This is a genomic window from Idiomarina abyssalis (assembly GCF_900116625.1).
GTDB lineage: Bacteria > Pseudomonadota > Gammaproteobacteria > Enterobacterales > Alteromonadaceae > Idiomarina > Idiomarina abyssalis.
This window is the reverse complement of the sequence record NZ_FPBE01000001.1, coordinates 948,852-967,042: the sequence shown is the minus strand read 5'-3', so window position 1 is coordinate 967,042 and position 18,191 is coordinate 948,852. Positions and strand designations below refer to the sequence as shown.

Annotated in this window: 16 protein-coding genes, 3 tRNA genes and 1 other annotated feature (1 of these 20 only partly in view); of the genes, 16 read left to right on the top strand and 3 right to left on the bottom strand. The window is 46.6% G+C overall.

Annotated elements, in window-relative coordinates:
- Positions 1-3 (bottom strand) — a sequence feature (Trp leader region); it reaches 102 nt to the left of the window's first position.
- Positions 4-118: 115 nt separating this feature from the next.
- Positions 119-1,654 carry a S10 family peptidase gene (locus tag BM359_RS04735; protein WP_054488430.1) on the bottom strand — a complete coding sequence of 512 codons (1,536 nt, stop codon included), beginning with the start codon at positions 1,652-1,654 and terminating at the stop codon, positions 119-121.
- Between the two features lie 124 nt (positions 1,655-1,778).
- On the opposite strand from BM359_RS04735, the gene BM359_RS04730 reads away from it, so the two are divergent.
- From BM359_RS04730 to BM359_RS04695, 8 genes are all read left to right on the top strand, one after another.
- Positions 1,779-2,477 (top strand): AsmA family protein, encoded by a 699-nt coding sequence (locus BM359_RS04730; protein WP_234972458.1) that lies wholly within the window; start codon positions 1,779-1,781, stop codon positions 2,475-2,477.
- Between the two features lie 70 nt (positions 2,478-2,547).
- Positions 2,548-4,569, top strand: coding sequence for an NADPH-dependent 2,4-dienoyl-CoA reductase (locus BM359_RS04725; RefSeq protein ID WP_054488428.1), 2,022 nt, complete (start codon positions 2,548-2,550; stop codon positions 4,567-4,569).
- A complete protein-coding gene (locus BM359_RS04720; protein ID WP_054488426.1) occupies positions 4,569-5,396 on the top strand; it encodes a PHP domain-containing protein in 828 nt (275 codons plus the stop codon). Before BM359_RS04725 ends, BM359_RS04720 begins: the two co-directional genes overlap by 1 nt.
- 19 nt (positions 5,397-5,415) lie before the next feature.
- A complete protein-coding gene (locus tag BM359_RS04715) occupies positions 5,416-6,039 on the top strand; it encodes an L-threonylcarbamoyladenylate synthase (RefSeq protein WP_054488423.1) in 624 nt (207 codons plus the stop codon).
- Between the two features lie 26 nt (positions 6,040-6,065).
- Entirely contained in the window at positions 6,066-6,881 is an 816-nt protein-coding gene (locus BM359_RS04710; protein ID WP_054488420.1) for a segregation and condensation protein A, read from the top strand.
- Positions 6,862-7,437 (top strand): SMC-Scp complex subunit ScpB, encoded by a 576-nt coding sequence (gene scpB / locus BM359_RS04705; protein ID WP_054488418.1) that lies wholly within the window; start codon positions 6,862-6,864, stop codon positions 7,435-7,437. The genes BM359_RS04710 and scpB overlap by 20 nt, the downstream gene beginning before the upstream one ends.
- Complete coding sequence (gene rluB, locus BM359_RS04700; protein ID WP_054488417.1) at positions 7,434-8,294, top strand: 23S rRNA pseudouridine(2605) synthase RluB; 861 nt, start codon at positions 7,434-7,436, stop codon at positions 8,292-8,294. Before scpB ends, rluB begins: the two co-directional genes overlap by 4 nt.
- On the top strand, positions 8,295-9,323 hold the full coding sequence (locus BM359_RS04695; RefSeq protein WP_054488415.1) for an agmatine deiminase family protein: 1,029 nt from the start codon (positions 8,295-8,297) through the stop codon (positions 9,321-9,323).
- Between the two features lie 17 nt (positions 9,324-9,340).
- On the opposite strand, the gene BM359_RS04690 is transcribed toward BM359_RS04695, so the two are convergent.
- Together BM359_RS04690 and BM359_RS04685 are read right to left on the bottom strand one after the other, a co-directional pair.
- Positions 9,341-11,185, bottom strand: coding sequence for a tetratricopeptide repeat-containing diguanylate cyclase (locus BM359_RS04690; protein ID WP_234972457.1), 1,845 nt, complete (start codon positions 11,183-11,185; stop codon positions 9,341-9,343).
- Positions 11,186-11,256: 71 nt separating this feature from the next.
- Positions 11,257-11,976: an SIMPL domain-containing protein gene (locus BM359_RS04685; protein ID WP_054488413.1), complete on the bottom strand. Its 720-nt coding sequence runs from the start codon at positions 11,974-11,976 to the stop codon at positions 11,257-11,259.
- A 50-nt stretch (positions 11,977-12,026) separates the two neighbouring features.
- Here BM359_RS04685 and BM359_RS04680 point away from each other — a divergent pair, with 50 nt between their 5' ends.
- The 8 genes from BM359_RS04680 (at position 12,027) to oadA (ending at position 18,190) form a co-directional block, all read left to right on the top strand.
- Entirely contained in the window at positions 12,027-12,494 is a 468-nt protein-coding gene (locus BM359_RS04680; RefSeq protein WP_054488411.1) for a regulatory protein RecX, read from the top strand.
- Positions 12,495-12,575: 81 nt separating this feature from the next.
- Positions 12,576-15,173, top strand: coding sequence for an alanine--tRNA ligase (gene alaS, locus BM359_RS04675; protein WP_054488409.1), 2,598 nt, complete (start codon positions 12,576-12,578; stop codon positions 15,171-15,173).
- A 148-nt stretch (positions 15,174-15,321) separates the two neighbouring features.
- Complete coding sequence (csrA, locus tag BM359_RS04670) at positions 15,322-15,510, top strand: carbon storage regulator CsrA (protein WP_011234973.1); 189 nt, start codon at positions 15,322-15,324, stop codon at positions 15,508-15,510.
- Between the two features lie 163 nt (positions 15,511-15,673).
- Positions 15,674-15,766: transfer RNA gene (locus BM359_RS04665), tRNA-Ser, on the top strand.
- 20 nt (positions 15,767-15,786) lie between these two features.
- Positions 15,787-15,863, top strand: a tRNA-Arg gene (locus BM359_RS04660).
- Positions 15,864-15,884: 21 nt separating this feature from the next.
- Positions 15,885-15,961: transfer RNA gene (locus tag BM359_RS04655), tRNA-Arg, on the top strand.
- A 154-nt stretch (positions 15,962-16,115) separates the two neighbouring features.
- Positions 16,116-16,376 (top strand): oxaloacetate decarboxylase subunit gamma, encoded by a 261-nt coding sequence (locus tag BM359_RS04650; protein WP_054488408.1) that lies wholly within the window; start codon positions 16,116-16,118, stop codon positions 16,374-16,376.
- Positions 16,376-18,190, top strand: coding sequence for a sodium-extruding oxaloacetate decarboxylase subunit alpha (gene oadA, locus BM359_RS04645; protein ID WP_054488406.1), 1,815 nt, complete (start codon positions 16,376-16,378; stop codon positions 18,188-18,190). Before BM359_RS04650 ends, oadA begins: the two co-directional genes overlap by 1 nt.
- Position 18,191: the final 1 nt, after the last annotated feature.

Here is an 18,191-nt window from a genome sequence, read left to right as displayed (position 1 = left end):
TTGGGTTGTTGTACGTAAAAACATAAGTTGTATAGCTCTCTTAATTCGTTTTAATGCTGACAAACTAACGCTTGAGCGAAAGTCTGTCAATAGTTGTTTTTCTTTCTATTTATACTTTCTATTTATATTCTGCCGGTTTGCCTTTTGAATCCGACTGACGAATAAACTCACGCAAGTCGTCATTGGCTTTCTCTAAGTCGGCACGGCGCAGGTACATCATGTGGCCACTGCGGTAGCCTTTAAAGTCGATACGGTCGCTCATTTGCGTGCTTGGATCTAAGTGCCACATGTTGTACTTCGCATCGAAATAGTTAGTAGCGCCGTCAAAATAACCTGACTGAATTAACACATTCAGGTAAGGGTTTTGCGCCATGGCCTGACGTAATTGCTTACCGGTGTTGTTGTTCGAGCGATCCCACGGATGAACCGGACCGAACATGTTGTATTTAATGTCGGTTACAAAATTTAACTCTTCACGCAGGTAGTAGTTAATGGCTGGCGTGAACGAATGTAACCATGACGTCAGTTCTGCGTTATAGTCAGGACGGTCGCCCGAGCGTTTTTCATCCAGGCCTAAATAGCGTGAGTCAAGGCGGCCAATAGTGCGGTCGCGGTCACGCAGGAGTTCTTTCCAGAAATACCAAGTGCTCGGTGCCAGATTGTTATCTAATACCGCTTGTTTCGATAAACCTGAGTAATAAGCGACGCGTTCAGCCATTTGCTCGCGGGCTTCACCCGTTAGCATGGCGCCTTTCGCCAATGCCGGTAAGTACTGGTCCAGCGTGAATTGTTCAACTTCTGGTAGTAACTCGTCCAGATCTTTGCTCTGTAATGCGTCTGGCAGTGCATCGTGATACCAGGCGGCTGCAGCAAAATAAGGCAGCTGGTTAGCTTGTTTTACTGGGCCATCGCGGTCAATACCAATATCAGTTGGTGACACTAGAATAACGCCGTTTAGATACATCCACTGGCTGTTTTGCAGCTCCAGTGCAAGACCCGATACACGTGTTGTGCCATAGCTTTCGCCAATTAAGTACTTAGGTGACTGCCAGCGGTTCATGCGCGAAGTAAAGGTGTTCATCCACTCGGCAAGATATTTAACGTCGGCATTAACACCGAAGAACATGTCTTTCTGCTTTTCGCGCGACGGCATTTCGCCATCTTCATTTGGCAACACGCGTGAGTAGCCGGTATTGACTGGGTTAATAAAAACAATGTCAGCGACATCAAGAATGGAGTGCGGGTTGTCCTGCACGCCATAAGGTTGAACCGGATAGCCTTCGTCACTCAAATTTAATACTTTTGGGCCTGTGTAGGCAATGTGCATCCAAACCGATGCTGAACCAGGGCCGCCGTTAAAGGAGTAAACAACAGGGCGAGACTCACGATTATCAACGTCCTGGCGTTCATAATAGGTATAGAATAACGATGCGGTTGGGTTGCCCTCGTCATCCCATACCGGTTGAGTGCCGGCTGTGGCTGTGTAGTCGACAGTTTCGCCATTAATTTCTACGCTGTGTTCGGTAACCACTTCGGTGTCTACCGGCAACATGCGTTTATGATTCGTTGAGCTTTCTTCGGCAACAACAGGTGCTGATACTACCGAGCAACCCATCAGTGACAAAGAAGCAATTAAAGCAAGGCTCTTTCGCATGAGATTGTTCTCCGTTTTTTTATAATGTCGCTTCAGATTAACAAATAATTACTTTAAAGAGTCAAAGGTTATGCGATTATTGGGTTTATTCCTGCGACTGGATCCTAATTGAATGAGGTCACCGATGAAAATTACACATTTAACACAGGCTTTTTGCTGGCTTTTGCTTCCGGTTATCAGCTTGTCAGTTAATGCCCAAAACCTGTCTGATGCAATGAAAGACGGTTTACAGACAATGGCGTCGGAGCAGTTAAATGCCGATCTCGAAGTGGAGGAGCTTGAGGTTAACTCACTAACTGATGGCTTGACGGCAAATAACGTTCGCTTTGCAACTCGTGTGGATGCCTTGTCGGAGCCTGAGAATCAATTGTTGTTAGCCAAGCAGTTGGTGTTAACTGGTGACTGGCAGGCGCTTGGCAGCAGTCGTGTTGATATTTCAAAAGTATCCATGTCCGGTGCTCAACTGACCGTGGCATATTACGGCACCGGGCGCTCGAATTTGCATGAGTTTTTAAAGCAGATGAACTCAGTGAAAGTGCAGAAAGTGAGTTCGGTACCGTTAAACTGGCGAGTTGATGAGTGGCTGATGGAAGACGTCACTATTAACTTGTTTGACAAAGGTGAACCCATTTTAAGCGTACATGTAAGAGAGCTTGAGCTGACTGATCTGCAGTCAATGCAAAGTGCTGATGCACAGGTGAAAGAATTGCTGTGGCCCATTCTAGAGCAGGTAGCTGAGCAAGTTCGTGATGGTAACCCCAATTTACAGGTAGATAGTATGGCGCTTTCCCGCTTCTTGCTGCGTGAAGCTATGGCGTTCTGAGCTTGAGTTAAACGGGTTTAAGCAGTACAGTTAGGAAAAGTTAAACACCCGTTTAAAATAAGAGGTTGGCGTGGCAAATTCATACCCAAATTTACTAAAACCCCTGGATCTTGGCTTCACAACGTTAAAGAACCGAGTCTTGATGGGGTCAATGCATACTGGCCTGGAAGAAGAAAAAAATGGCTTTAGTAAATTAGCCAGCTTTTATGAAGAGCGTGCAAAAGGTGGCGTAGGTCTTATTGTTACCGGCGGTATCAGCCCAAACTTTCGAGGACGCTTAGCGCCGTTTGGCAGTGAAATGTCAAAGCCCTGGCATGTCGGTAAGCATTGTCAGGTGACCGATGCCGTTCACAAGTATGGCAGCAAAATTTGTCTGCAACTTCTGCACGCCGGTCGTTACAGCTATCATCCGTTTTCCTTAGCGCCCAGCGCGATAAAAGCGCCGATAAACCCGTTCAAGCCAAAAGCCATGTCGGAGCGCCAGATTAAAAACACCATCAAGCATTATGCCCGCGGCGCAAAGCTGGCGCAGAAGGCTGGCTACGATGGTGTAGAAATCATGGGCTCGGAGGGTTACTTGATTAACCAGTTTTTGTGTCCAAGAACGAATAAGCGCGATGATAACTGGGGCGGCAGCTTCGAAAACCGTATGCGGTTTCCACTGGAAATTGTCAAAGCCGTTCGGGCCGCGGTGGGTGAAAAGTCGATTATTATTTTCCGTTTGTCGATGCTGGATTTGGTGGAAGATGGACATCAGCTGGACGAAGTGCTGCAGCTGGGTAAGCTACTGGAGCAGGCGGGGGTTACCATTATTAATACCGGTATTGGCTGGCACGAAGCCCGTGTACCGACCATTGTCACTTCGGTACCGCGCGGTGCCTTCAGTTGGATAACCGAGCGCGTACGCAGAGAATTATCGGTGCCTGTGGTTGCCGTTAACCGTATTAATACGCCGGAAATTGCCGAGCATATTTTAGAAAGCAACCAGGCTGATATGGTCTCCATGGCGCGACCATTACTGGCTGACCCGGAGTTTGTGAAAAAAGCGGAACAAGGTCAGTCTGAACGCATTAATACCTGCATTGCCTGTAATCAGGCGTGTCTGGATCATGTGTTTGAGAATAAACGAGCGTCCTGTTTAGTTAACCCACAGGCGTGTTTTGAGCAGGAACTGGTCATGAAACCGGCTGAGCAGAAAAAGCGCATTGCGGTCATTGGGTCTGGCCCGGCAGGGCTTGCCTTTGCCTGTCACGCAGCAGAGCGTGGTCATCAGGTCGATTTATACGACAAGTCCGATGAAATTGGTGGTCAGTTTAACTACGCCAAGCAGATTCCGGGTAAAGAAGAGTTTTATGAAACCCTGCGCTACTTTAAGTACCGCATTGAAGACACTGGGGTTAATTTGAAGCTTGGAAAAGAGCAAACTTGCGAAGGGCTGTTGGCAGAAAAATACGATGATGTGGTTCTGGCAACTGGCGTCAGCCCACGGCAGATCGATATTCCGGGTATCGATTTACCGCATGTTCTGGGCTACTTAGATGTTTTACGTGACCACAAAGCTGTGGGTAAAAAAGTGGCTGTGATTGGTGCCGGTGGTATTGGTTTTGATGTTTCTGAATACCTGACCACCGAAAAGTCACTGACACTGGATGAATCTGAGTGGTCAGAGCGTTGGGGTATTGATAAAAGCTACAGTGACCGCGGCGGCCTAAAACCTCAGCAGCCAGAGCAGAGCCCGCGTCAGGTTTGGTTGCTTCAGCGTAAAGAGAGTAAAGTTGGTAAGGGGTTAGGCAAAACCTCTGGCTGGGTTCATCGTAACGAGTTAAAAAGTAAGTCTGTGAATATGTGGAATGGGGTGACTTATCACCGCATTGTGCCAGAAGGTATAGAAATAGAGCGTGAAGGTGAAAAACAATTGCTGGAAGTTGATAATGTGATTATTTGTGCGGGGCAGGTACCGCAACGGTCATTACACGACGCGTTGCAGTCTGCTGGTCAGACTGTGCACCTAATTGGTGGTGCCGACGTTGCTGCCGAGCTTGATGCTAAACGCGCGATTCGTCAGGGTACAGAACTGGCGGCGGAGATTTAATGCCAGTTTATGATTTACATTGTCACAGTACGCACTCGGATGGTTCATTGTCCGTCTCTGAACTTTTGCACCGGGCTTGTGAGCAGGAAGTGGATGTACTGGCAATTACCGATCATGACTGTGTTGACGGCCTGCCCGAAGCGAACAGTCTGATTGCTCAGGAAAGCCTGCCGATTAAATTGATTAACGGTGTTGAAATCAGCTGTCGCTGGCACAGTTTTGAGATCCATATCGTCGGTCTCAATATCGATCCTGAAGAGGGACAGTTAAAGGCATTGTTAAACGAACAGCAGCAACGTCGTTATGATCGCTTTGATGCCATGCTTGAGAAGTTATACCAACGTGGCGTTAGTTTATCTGCAGAGGACTGTCAGGCGGATGGTATGCCAACACGCAAGCACATCGCCGATGCCATGGTACGCAAGGGAACGGTCAGTAAACCACAGCAGGCTTTTGACCGCTATATTGGTAAAGGCAGTAGTGCTTATGTAAACCCCGAATGGTGCGATATTCCCGAAGCAATAGACGCTATTCATAGCGCCGGAGGCAAGGCAGTGCTGGCGCATCCGCATGGCTATAAGATGTCAAACAAGTGGCTTCGTAAACTTTTGGTAGAGGGTAAAGAGTGGGGGCTTGATGCAATGGAAGTCAGTTTGTGTCAGCAGTCTCCGGGCCATCGTGACGCTTTGGCAAAAATGAGCCAGGAATACGGGCTGTTAGCCTCTCAGGGTTCCGACTTTCACTATCCGGGGAATTGGCGCGAACTTGGCAAAAGTCTTTGTCTGCCGGCGGACTGTGTGCCAATATGGGAGCATTGGTCACAGTAGAAGGATTGAGGGGGAGATTATGAGTCAATTTTTTGAAATTCATCCGGAAAATCCTCAAGCACGTTTAATTCAGCAATCGGTTCAAATTATTCGTAAAAGCGGTGTGGTGGTTTATCCTACGGACTCGGGTTATGCCATTGGTTGCCAAATTGGTGACAAAGCAGCGGCGGATCGTATTTGCCAGATTCGTAAAATTGATAAAGAGCACAACTTTACTTTAATGTGCCGTGACTTATCTGAGCTTGCGACTTATGCCAGAGTTGATAACGATGCTTTTCGTCTACTGAAGAATAATAGTCCCGGACCTTATACTTTTATTTTAAAAGGCACTAAAGAAGTTCCTAAACGACTTTTGAATCCCAAACGTAAAACTATCGGCATACGGGTTCCGACCAACCGTATAGCAATGGCTTTGTTGGAAGAGTTGAACGAGCCTTTAATGTCGACCAGCTTGATCCTTGGCGAAGGAATGCTGGCTGAATCCGACCCCGAAGAGATTCGGGATAAGCTGGAAAAGTTGGTGGATTTAATTATTGACGGCGGTCATAAAGGTGAAGAACCAACCACGGTTGTGGATTTGTCTGAAGGCGCGCCGACCATTCGCCGTGAAGGCTCCGGAGACACAGAACCTTTTGACTTTTAATGACTTGGTAAGCACTTGGATTAATTATGGCTGAACAGCAGTCACTGCCTTTAGGTTTTGTCCGCGGCGAACCGGTTATAGAAAAACCAGAAGACCTCTATATACCACCGGATGCACTGGAAGTTATTCTGGATACTTTCAGCGGTCCGATGGATTTGCTGTTGTACTTAATCCGTAAACAAAAGCTCGATATTGTTGATATGCCTATTTTGGCCATTACCCGACAGTACGTTGAGTATGTGGATATGATGCAAGAGCTTAAGCTGGAGCTGGCGGCTGATTATTTGGTGATGGCCGCCATACTGGCGGAAATTAAAAGTCGACTGCTATTACCGAAACCGCCTCAGGAAGAAGATGAAGAAGAAGATCCAAGAGCGGAACTCATCAGGCGCCTTCAGGAATATGAAGCCATACGTCAGGGGGCTGAGTACATTGACCAGCAGCCTCAGGTGGGGCGGGACATATTGCTGAGTGAGGTTAATACCAATGCGCGTGAGTGGGTAACATCGACACCTCCGGAAGTTACTTTAGAAGATCTGACGCTTGCCTTTAGTCGAGTATTGCAGCAGGTTGAGCTAAAAGCACACCATCAGATAAAACGGGAACAGCTATCCACACGGGCAAGAATGAGCCAGGTACTGGAACTATTAAGCAATAAAAAATATGTTTCTTTTAGTCAATTGTTCACCCGCAAAGAGGGGCGAGCTGGGGCTGTGGTCAGTTTTTTAGCAATTTTAGAACTTGTGAAAGAATCAATGGTAGAATTGTCACAAGTAGAGCCTATGAGTGATATTCGCCTGAGTTTGAGACAGCACAGCCACGATGAATCCGTTACAGCTTAAACAACTTATCGAAGCGGCCTTATTTGCACACCCTCAGCCTTTATCAGCTGAGCAACTGCATCAGCTTTTGCTGAATGAAGGGGAAGCGTCACTTACGGCAATAAAGCAACAGCTGAAAGAGCTGCAATCGGATTACCGGGAGCGGGGTATTGAGTTAGTAAAAGTGGCTTCTGGTTACCGCTTCCAAACACGAGCTGAGCTTGGGCAGCGGCTAGCGGGGTTGTGGCAGGAAAAGCCACCCAGATACTCAAATGCTTTATTGGAGACTTTGGCTTTAATTGTTTACAGGCAGCCAATAACCCGCGGTGAAATTGAACAGATACGTGGCGTAAGTGTCAGTAGCCACATAATGAAGACGTTGCAGGAAAGGGGATGGGTCAAAGTGGTCGGGCACAAAGAAGTGCCGGGACGCCCTCAACTTTATGCCAGCACCAATGATTTTTTAGATGATTTTAGTTTGAGTACTTTATCGGAATTACCCGATATCGATACACTCAGTGAAGATGATGAACGTACCGCTGAGACAGCGACTAACGAGAGAGATGATTCGCAATGACCGAGAAATTACAAAAGGTTTTAGCCCGATCTGGACATGGCTCACGCCGCGAAATTGAAGCTAAAATTTCCGCAGGCCGCATTCGTGTGAACGGTAAAGTGGCGCAGTTAGGTGAGCGTATCGACGCAGACGCTAAGGTTCGCATTGATGGCCACGAAGTTCAGATTAAACCTGAAGAAGAGGTCATTTGCCGTGTTTTGATTTACCACAAGCCCGAAGGTGAGCTTTGTACGCGTAAAGACCCCGAAGGGCGACCGACAGTTTATGACCGCTTACCACGAATGAGCGGCGCACGCTGGGTTGCTGTAGGGCGTCTGGATGTGAATACATCTGGTCTGTTGCTTTTCACCACTGACGGAGAGCTTGCTAATCGCCTGATGCACCCCAGCCAGCAGGTTGAGCGGGAGTATGCCGTACGTGTGTTTGGTGAAGTAGATGAGGCTATGATGCAACGCCTGAGAAAAGGTGTGCAACTGGAAGATGGGCCGGCACATTTTAATAGCATAAAACCGGCAGGCGGTGACGGCATGAATCGTTGGTTTCATGTTACCTTAAGCGAAGGGCGTAATCGTGAAGTTCGCCGTTTGTGGGAGTCTCAGGAAGTACAGGTGAGCCGCCTTATCCGTGTTCGATACGGTGATATTCCTCTGGAAGCCGGGTTGCCGCAAGGTGGCTGGGCGGAGATGAAGCTTGAGCAGGTTAATGCATTAAGGGCGCAAGTGAACCTACCTCCGGAGCAGCACTCATTTCTTGATCCTCGCAATGAAGAATCTAAACAGCGGCGTTTTGCGAAAATACGTAAAGCTACAGCCCGTCATCGGCAGGATAAGAAGCAGAGCAAACGACGGGGTAAATAAGTGGTTATCGGTGAAGGCTGGTTGCCAGATTTTGTGGCAAACCAGCGCTTGTTATTAGCATGGCCGTACCGGGGAGATGTCTGGCGCAGTCATGCAAAGCCGGCGCAAAACGCCTTGCTCAGGTTATTGGATAAGTTACCGGTCTCGGCGCCAGTTTCGTTGGTAGTATCCTCTCAGGTTAAAGGTAACTTGCCTGACTCTCTGAAACGGATTCACCGTATTGAAGTTGATTATGACGATATCTGGTTACGGGATATTGCTCCGCTCTGGCTGAATAATGGAAAAGAGGAAAAAGCCTTGTCCTTCAACTTTGATGGTTGGAGCGGTGTGCAACAAGCGATAACTGCGGACAGGCAGTTTGCTGAAAATTTATGCGGTTATTTCAATTTGTCGCACGACAAAGCACAACTGGTTGCAGAAGGTGGTGCTTTTACCCACAACGGGAAAGGTGACTGGATAGTTGGGTTAGCGTGCATAAAACGAAGAAACCCGGACCTGAGTCATAATGAGTTAAAAGCGATACTCAGTAAGTTATTACCTGGCCAGCGTCTCTACTTTTTCAATAACTCTTTGTCGGCTGATGAAACCGGCGGCCACATTGACAATATGGCGATCTTTGTCGATTCTGACACCTTGTTATATGTGTTTACCGACGACGTAACACACCCGGACTATGAAGCCTGCCAGCAGTTGCAGAAGCTTGTCAGTCAATTACCAAAGTTTATTAACGCAATTCCACTTCCCTTGCCTCGGCCGCAGTCAGCAATGCCAGAAGAAAGACAGGATATAGAGCTTAACGAACTGAGCTTAAAGCGAACCATTGATTTGCCTTTGCTTTGCAGCTACGTGAATGTGCTGCAGACCGATAAGCTGCTCGTGATTCCTGAATTTGGTTTAGAAACAGATGATGAGGCTTTTCAGCGAATTCAAAATGCTTTGCCGGAGAGGAAAGTGTTGCCGTTTAACGCCAGGGAATTTGTCCTTGGAGGTGGCGGTTTGCATTGTATAAGCCATAATCTGCCAGCTTGATTGAAGCTAACCGCTGGCTAGTCAGTAATAATCAAACGCTCGCGGCCTTTATCTTTAGCTTCAAACAAGACTTTGTCAGCGCGTTTATAGAGCGAGTCAAAGCTATCGTCCGGGTGGGCGTTAGTGAAGCCCATGCTAAAGGTCACGCGATAATCATTTGGTAAACCGTCAATGGGGCTTTTATTCAGTTCTTCAGTTATGCGCTCGAAAATGTTTTTCGCGTCTTCTTTACTGGCGTCGAAAAACACCATTAACCATTCTTCTCCGCCCAAACGGCCAAAACTGTCATGATTACGCAGACTTTGTTTAGCAACTGCAGCGAAACGTTTCAGTACATTGTCGCCGACATCGTGGCCGAACTGGTCGTTTATCGTTTTAAAATAGTCAAAATCTACAACGGCTAATGCCAATTGGCGCTGTTGCTCCTGAGCTTGCTCCAGCCCTTTTTTGCATATACGAACAATAGCCCGTCTATTGGGGGCATTCGTCAGATCATCTTTCAGAGCGAGTTCTGCGAAATTCTTACGAGCCTTCCATTGTTGGTATAAAAAGGCTGAAACGATAATGACAACCAGGAAACCGGAAATGATAATCCATATGAGGAGGTAATACGACGTTTGCTGCTCCTGGAGCTCCAGTTGCTGCAATTCGTTCTCTTTCTTTAACAATTCGTTAGTTGTTTCCTGTTCTTTAATTTCCAGGCGCACCATAATTTCCTGCACCTGTTTATCACGAGTTTGTTGCTGAACTTTCTGCATGAAGTTTACGGACATTTTATAATGCTTAAGAGCAGCTTCGTAGTTACCTATTCTCTGATAGTAGTCCGACCAATGTTCGTGCAGAGTTTGATTTAGCTCGTCATTTGTGAGTGTATTGATGATAGAAGTTGCAGCCTCTAACTGACTCAGAGCATTATCAAGTTTATCAGTGCCTAAATAGACCGACACCATACTTAATCGGCTTTGTGCTTCCATGGGGTGTGCGGCGGCAGACTTAAACTGGGGGAGTGCCTCATTAAGGCGTGTTAAAGCTTGCTGGTAATCTTTGTCTGCAATATCTATTGAAGCCATTTGAAACAGTGCGTATGCAACACCCAGCTCATCATTAATTGCTTCGCTGATTTCTAAAGCGGCTTTAAAATGTTGCTCGGCTTGATTGTCGTTTCCTGCGGCCTGATAGGCCCGGGCAAGGTTATATTCCAATACCGAGACATCCCACTCACCAAGGTGCTCCCTGCTTATATCCAGAGCGTCCTGTATGTGTGCTAACGCGATGTCATTAGCCCCGACATCCATATAAATAGAGCCGATAAGGGCGTGGAATTCCATTTGCAGTCTGGGGCGCGCAGTGTAGGCGCTTCGGTTTAGCTGCTCCAAAATTTGAAGGGCACGGGCAATATCACCCGTGTTCTGCATGACTTGAGCGTGCAGAATCTCTGCTTCAATCTGCAAGTCTTTATTGCCGGAAGCTTTTGCGTACTCTATTGCGTAGACAATGCTTGTATTAGCCTGCCGGAGTTTCCCTCGCTGCAGGAAATACCAGGTTTGGTTCATTTTCAACAGCGTTTTTGCAATTTTTGACTCCGCCAACTCTGCAAAACGCAAGCCTTCCTGAATTGCACGTTGTGCTTCACTTTCTTTACCAGAATAACGGTAAGCCTCTGCTTGCAATGCGTAGGCCATAGCCAATTCTTCAAACTGACGCTGGTTATCGTACTGCTCTATGAGCTCCGAAGTCTTTTCTATCCATACATCGGGGTTACTGCTGGCTTCAACACGCTGCTGCTGCCACTCTTGAGCCATTACCATAGGAGCGGCTACCAGCAGAATGATGAATAAGATGTTACGGATTTTTTGGAACAAAACGACCCTGACTGTTAAAAAAGTGTTGAAGTATCAAGTATCTTACTCCGAGTGCAGCGCATAGCAATGATTTAATTGTCAGAGGAAGACTGACTTTGGGTTAAGAAAGTGACTTCAACACGTGCTTCAATGGTCTGCTGGCCCGGTAGCGATACTTTATCTGAGCGACTACTCATTTCGGCCATCTGCATAATTACCGGCCGTGACATTGATTGCTCAGCAATGCTTAATGTGCTTTTTAGTTCCAGTCCTGCCGCTGTAGCAAGACGCTCAGCTTTCGCCTTGGCTTGTTGGTATGCATTCACCAGTGCTTGTTCATATAAACCTTGTTGGTCGCTAATTTCAAACTTAACCTGACCAACACGAGTAACCCCGCGCGCCAGGGCAAGATCGATAATGCTGTCGTAATTCTCCGGTTCCAGCAAAGTGATCTGAACTTCGCGTTGCACGACAAATCCGTTTTGTTCTGTTTTGCCATCGTCATTTTGTTCATAACGTGGATAAATCTGCAATTGATAGGAGCGGATGTCTTTATCTTCAACTCCTTTATTATTTAAATCGTTAATCAGACGGTTGGTTGTTTCATCGACTAAAGTCTTTTGCGAGCTGAGCTTATTTCCGCGCTCTTCAATCCAGAAGGTGAGTGACATTTGGTCCGGAATAGCCGATACGCTTCCACTGCCCGAGGTCGACAATGTACGTTCATTAGCTTGAGTGACAGTGCTAAATGCTACTGTAAGAAAAGCAAGACAGGTTAAGAGAAACCTTGATTTTGTGTGGCTCTGAGTCATATTAATCATCCTTAGACCAAATTCCATAGTTACGTGTTGGAGTATAGACCATGGACGAAAGTTCAGAATATGACGAGAAATCGTTGCGCGACAGTGCCTTCAGGTTGCTTGCTATGCGCGAACAAAGTCGTACTGAATTAAAGCGTAAATTAATACAAAAGCAATGGCCCGCAGACATGGTTAAGCGCGTTGTTGATGAACTTGATAACGAAGGATGGCAGAGCGACGAGCGTTTTGCCGCAAGTTTTATTCGCGAGAAAGTAGGGCAAAAGCAGGGGCGGTTAAAAATCCTTGCTCAAGTAACTCAACAAAAAGGCGTCTCTGCGCAGATTGCTGAAAGTGTGCTCGATTCAATGGAAGTTGACTGGTTTGAGTTGTGTGCAGAGTTGAAACAAAAGAAATTCGGCGATGACCAGCCTGCGGACGAAAAAGAGTGGAGTCGTCAGGTTCGTTTTTTGCAGCAAAGAGGCTTTGCTCCGGAGCAAATTTTCGCTTGTGTCAATCGACCACGACGCTAGGCTAGGCGGCTACTTCATGATAGTCTTAGGCCATTAAAATATTGACCTAAAGTCACTCAGTTAAGAAAAGTAGGACTCAACATGAGCATGAACAGTGCCCAAATTCGTGATGCATTTTTAAATTACTTTGCTGAACGAGGACACGAAAAAGTGCCTTCGTCATCAATGATTCCAGGCAACGATCCAACCCTCTTATTTACCAATGCGGGAATGGTTCCGTTCAAAGATGTTTTTCTGGGTACTGACAAGCGCCGTTATAACAAAGCCACCTCTGCGCAACGTTGTCTTCGTGCCGGAGGTAAGCATAACGACCTCGAAAACGTTGGTTATACCGCTCGTCATCATACATTTTTTGAAATGATGGGGAATTTTAGCTTTGGTGATTATTTTAAAAAGCAGGCAATTCAATATGCCTGGGATTTTTTAACCAAAGAGTTGAAATTACCGGCGGAAAAGCTTTGGGTAACGGTCTTCACTGAAGACGATGAAGCTTACGATATTTGGGCAAAAGATATCGGTGTTCCGGAAGACCGCATTTCACGCATTGGTGAAAAGGATAATTTCTGGTCTATGGGTGATACTGGTCCTTGTGGACCTTGCTCTGAGGTTTTTTATGATCATGGTCCGGAAGTCTGGGGCGGTCCTCCGGGGACACCAGAAGAAGACGGCGACCGTTATATAGAAATCTGGAACCTGGTCTTTATGCAGTATAACCGTCAGGCTGACGGAACTTTTGAACCATTGCCCGATCCGTCGATTGATACAGGCATGGGGCTTGAGCGCATTTCTGCCATTATGCAGAACGTTCACAGCAACTACGAAATTGACTTATTCCAGGCCTTGATTAAAGCGGCAGCTGAAATTATTGGTACCGACGATCTTGATAATAAGTCGTTGCGGGTAATCGCTGATCATATTCGTTCGTGTTCATTCCTGATTACTGACGGCGTGATGCCATCTAATGAAGGCCGTGGTTATGTGCTGCGTCGTATAATACGAAGAGCCGTGCGTCACGGACATTTATTAGGTGCTAAAGATGCTTTCTTTTTCCGCTTAGTTGATGAGTTAGCACGACAGATGGGCGATGCGTACCCTGAGTTAGTTCAGAAACAGCAGATCATTAAAGATGCGCTGGAGCGAGAAGAGCAGCAGTTTGCCCGGACACTTGAGCGAGGCCTGGCTATTTTGTCTGATGAAATTAGTCAGCTTAAAGGCAAAGTGATACCCGGCGATGTCGTATTCAAACTTTATGACACCTATGGTTTTCCGGTTGACTTAACGGCGGATATTGCACGTGAGCATGAGCTGACAGTTGATGAGGAAGGCTTTGAACAAGCTATGTCTGAACAGCGTCTGAGAGCTCAACAGGCGTCTCAGTTTGGTATGGATTATAACCAACAGTTAAAGTCTGAAAATCAAACGACATTTACCGGATACGATGATGTTGCCGGGCAGGCAAAAGTGGTTGAGCTTTTCAAAGAAGGGCAACCGGTGGAAGAGTTACAAGCTGGTGACAAAGGTATTGTTGTTCTTTCAGAAACACCGTTTTACGCAGAAAGTGGTGGTCAGATAGGCGATAAAGGTGTGTTAGTTGCAAGCGGTAACGCTTTTGAAGTTACTGATACTCAATACATTGGTAAAGCAATAGCGCACCATGGTGTTGCCAAAGCGCCTGTGAAGTTAAATGACAGTGTAAAAGCTGAAATTGATTCAGAGCGTAGAGAAAATATTAAACGCAACCATTCTGCGACTCACTTGCTTCATGCCGCTCTTAGAAACTTGTTGGGTGAACATGTTACGCAGAAAGGTTCGTTAGTTGAGGCCGATAAAATGCGCTTTGACTTCTCGCATTTTGAACCCGTTACAAATGAACAACTGGCTCAGCTTGAGCGTGAGGTGAATGCTCAAATTCGAACTAACTTGCCATTACAAACTGAACTCATGGCAATTGATCAAGCGAAAGAAGCCGGCGCCATGGCGTTGTTTGGAGAGAAGTATGACGATCAGGTGCGTGTTGTGCGCATGGGAGACTTCTCTATGGAACTCTGCGGTGGCACGCACGTAAAAGCGACTGGTGATATCGGTTTATTCAGAATAACCTCTGAAGGGGGAATCGCATCGGGTGTCCGTCGTATTGAAGTTGTAACCGGTGAAGCCGCTATTCGCTACACCCAACAACAACAGTCTATATTGCAAAATCTTGCCGGTGAGTTAAAAACCGAGTCGAACTCTGTCGCTGAAAAAGTACAGCAGTTGCAGCAGAAGTTTCGTGAGCTTGAGCGTAAAAATGAACAGTTACAACAGAAATTAGCACAGCAAGCTGGTGGCGGTTTAATCGCCCAGGCCATTGATATTAATGGCGTTAAAGCAATAATTGCGGAGTTGGATCAGGCGGATCCTAAATCTTTACGCGGTTTAGTTGATGACCTGAAGAACCAAATTGGTTCCGGCATCGTATTATTAGGAACTGCAAATGGTAATAAAGTCAGTCTTATAGCTGGCGTTACTGCCGATTTAACGTCTAAAGTTAAAGCAGGGGATATTGTGAATCAGGCGGCTAACGTGGTTGGTGGTAAAGGCGGTGGTCGCCCTGATATGGCCCAGGCGGGTGGTTCACTCCCGGAACAGTTAAATGAAGCTCTGGCTACCGCAACAACTTGGTTACAACAGCAACTCTAGTTGTCGTACCGAGGGTTAAAAACACAACGAAAAATTATGCGTTTCGTTATAGTGTAATCGCTCTCAGTATTGGTAGACTGCTTACGACAGTTCAGGGAAATGTTCGATATTCGCGGTAAGAATCGGAACAGTATTGAAGGAGCAATCTATGCTAATTTTAACTCGCCGTGTAGGTGAAACATTGATGATAGGTGATGATGTTTCGGTCACTGTTCTCGGCGTTAAGGGAAACCAAGTGCGTATTGGTGTTAATGCCCCGAAAGACGTTTCCGTTCATCGCGAAGAGATTTATATGCGTATTCAGTCCGAAAAGGACGATGAGCAAGATAAAGAATAAACTTTCAGACTAAGACCGGCGAAAGCCGGTCTTTTTTTATGTTTTCGGGCATTTTGCAGAAAATTCATGCGAGATGGTTAATTATCCCACACTTAGACCCGAGTTTTTAAAAAAGCGATTGACATTATTGCCAACATCGCTAGAATTCACGCCACAACGATTTGGAGAGGTGGCCGAGTGGCTGAAGGCGCTCCCCTGCTAAGGGAGTATAGGGTTTGTAGCCCTATCGAGGGTTCGAATCCCTCCCTCTCCGCCAGTCGTTTATAGTAACAATACGCGCTCGTAGCTCAGCTGGATAGAGTACCTGGCTACGAACCAGGCGGTCGGAGGTTCGAATCCTCCCGAGCGCGCCATATTGTTACTAACCTGAATACGCGCTCGTAGCTCAACTGGATAGAGTACCTGGCTACGAACCAGGCGGTTGGAGGTTCGAGTCCTCCCGAGCGCGCCATTCTTTTTACTCCCTATAGTGTATCCTGCTTAATTTTCAATCGCATTTAATCTCTGAATACCCACTATTTACTGCTGTATCTCCTTGCGTGACTTGCTACCATAGTATTTAATAATTTTATAACAATACCTTAGCAACCAATTAGGAGTGCTTCGTGTCGGAACTGCTCAGTCAAGCTGCGCAACTCATGCTCGTTGGTATGGGTGCAGTCATTATCTTTCTTTGTCTACTGGTCGTTGCCATGAGCGCGATGAAGCGTTTGATCCCAACGCCGGAGGCTGTTACCAGCCGTCACTCTCCAGTCAAAGATAAAAACTCTGATACGGCACCTCCTGCGGTACTGGCTGCAATTTCAGCTGCCATTCATCATTATCGCAATGGCACGAAAGCAGCGAATAACAAGGAGAAATCATAATGAGTAAACCCCTGTTACTGACAGAGTTGGTACTTCGTGACGCTCATCAGTCACTACTCGCAACGCGGATGCGTCTGGAAGACATGTTACCTATTGCCGAGAAGCTGGACAGCATCGGCTATTGGTCAATGGAATCCTGGGGGGGAGCGACCTTTGATTCTTGTATTCGTTACTTGGGCGAAGACCCTTGGGAGCGCATTCGTGAATTGAAAAAAGCGATGCCTAACACTCGTCAGCAAATGTTGCTCAGAGGCCAGAACCTATTGGGTTATCGTCATTACGCTGACGATGTTGTAAAACGTTTTATTGAACGAGCTAAAGAAAATGGCGTTGATGTTTTTCGTATTTTTGATGCGATGAACGATGTTCGTAACCTAAAAACTGCGATTAAAGCGGCCAAAGATGTTGAAGGCCATGCACAAGGAACACTTGCCTATACTGTCAGCCCGGTGCACACACTGGATAAATGGGTAGCAATGGCACAGGAGTTAGAAGATTTAGGCTGTGACTCTCTGTTCATTAAAGACATGGCTGGGTTATTAAGACCGAACGATGCCTATGAGCTGGTTAGTGCGTTGAAGAAAAACACGGACTTGCCTATTGCAATGCAGTGTCACGCAACAACAGGCTTAAGTGTTGCGACCTATCAAAAGGCAATAGATGCCGGTATTGATATGCTCGATACCGCTATTTCTTCAATGAGCATGACTTATGGTCATTCGCCGACTGAAACTTTGGTTGCAATGACAGAGAACACAGACCGGGACACCGGCTTGTCTCTGCCAGACCTAGCTGAAGTAGCCAGTTATTTCCGTGAAGTTCGGAAGAAGTACGCGAAATTCGAAGGCTCTTTAAAAGGCGTCGATGCACGCATTCTTCTGGCCCAGGTTCCTGGTGGTATGTTGACTAACATGGAAGGCCAGCTGAAAGAACAGGGGGCTCTGGATAAGTTTGATGAAGTACTGGAAGAAATTCCAAAAGTACGCGAAGACCTTGGCTTTATTCCGCTGGTTACACCAACGTCACAAATAGTAGGAACCCAGGCGGTTCTGAACGTATTGAGCGGTGAGCGTTACTCCAACATCTCTAAAGAGACAGCTGCCGTTTTGAAGGGTGAATACGGTGCGACTGCAGCAGAGGTGAATAAAGATCTACAGAAACGAGTTCTGGATGGTGAAGAAGCCATTACCTGTCGTCCGGCAGATTTGCTGGACAACGAACTGGATGCACTCACGAAAGAGCTTAAAGATAAAGCAACTGATGAAGATATTCGTCTTGCTGATGACGTTGTGGATGATGTTCTGACTTATGCACTCTTCCCGCAAATTGGTCTGAAATTTCTTAAAAATCGCGATAACCCCGATGCTTTTGAACCTGCGCCGGGTCAAGAGACTGAAGAAAAAGCTGAGGCCAAAGAAAAAGAAGCGCCTGCAACAACGGGTAGTGTCGAGCAGTACGAAGTTGAAGTTGACGGTAAACGCTATAACGTCAAAGTTGGACCTACAGGTAAGTTAGATTCAGTGAAGTCAGCCTCATCTGACGAACAGTCTAAGTCATCTGAAACGCAGTCCGATGCCTCCGGTGAATCAAGTTCTGGTGAGGGCGAAACCATTAAAGCGCCGCTGGCCGGTAACATTTTTAAGGTTGTCGCCAAAGAGGGAACAACGGTTAAAGCCGGTGATGTCGTATTGGTATTGGAAGCGATGAAAATGGAAACCGACATTAAAGCGGAGAAAGACGGTAAGGTTCAGTCTCTTCACGTGAAAGAAGGTGATGCTGTGACCGTCGGCGATGCTCTGGTGACGGTAGGCTAAT

Coding starts and splice junctions, on each gene's coding strand:
- BM359_RS04735 (WP_054488430.1), bottom strand. CDS start 1,654: ATGCGAAAGAGCCTTGCTTTAATTGCTTCTTTGTCACTGATGGGTTGC.
- BM359_RS04730 (WP_234972458.1), top strand. CDS start 1,779: ATGAAAATTACACATTTAACACAGGCTTTTTGCTGGCTTTTGCTTCCG.
- BM359_RS04720 (WP_054488426.1), top strand. CDS start 4,569: ATGCCAGTTTATGATTTACATTGTCACAGTACGCACTCGGATGGTTCA.
- BM359_RS04715 (WP_054488423.1), top strand. CDS start 5,416: ATGAGTCAATTTTTTGAAATTCATCCGGAAAATCCTCAAGCACGTTTA.
- BM359_RS04710 (WP_054488420.1), top strand. CDS start 6,066: ATGGCTGAACAGCAGTCACTGCCTTTAGGTTTTGTCCGCGGCGAACCG.
- scpB (WP_054488418.1), top strand. CDS start 6,862: ATGAATCCGTTACAGCTTAAACAACTTATCGAAGCGGCCTTATTTGCA.
- rluB (WP_054488417.1), top strand. CDS start 7,434: ATGACCGAGAAATTACAAAAGGTTTTAGCCCGATCTGGACATGGCTCA.
- BM359_RS04685 (WP_054488413.1), bottom strand. CDS start 11,976: ATGACTCAGAGCCACACAAAATCAAGGTTTCTCTTAACCTGTCTTGCT.
- BM359_RS04680 (WP_054488411.1), top strand. CDS start 12,027: ATGGACGAAAGTTCAGAATATGACGAGAAATCGTTGCGCGACAGTGCC.
- alaS (WP_054488409.1), top strand. CDS start 12,576: ATGAGCATGAACAGTGCCCAAATTCGTGATGCATTTTTAAATTACTTT.
- csrA (WP_011234973.1), top strand. CDS start 15,322: ATGCTAATTTTAACTCGCCGTGTAGGTGAAACATTGATGATAGGTGAT.
- oadA (WP_054488406.1), top strand. CDS start 16,376: ATGAGTAAACCCCTGTTACTGACAGAGTTGGTACTTCGTGACGCTCAT.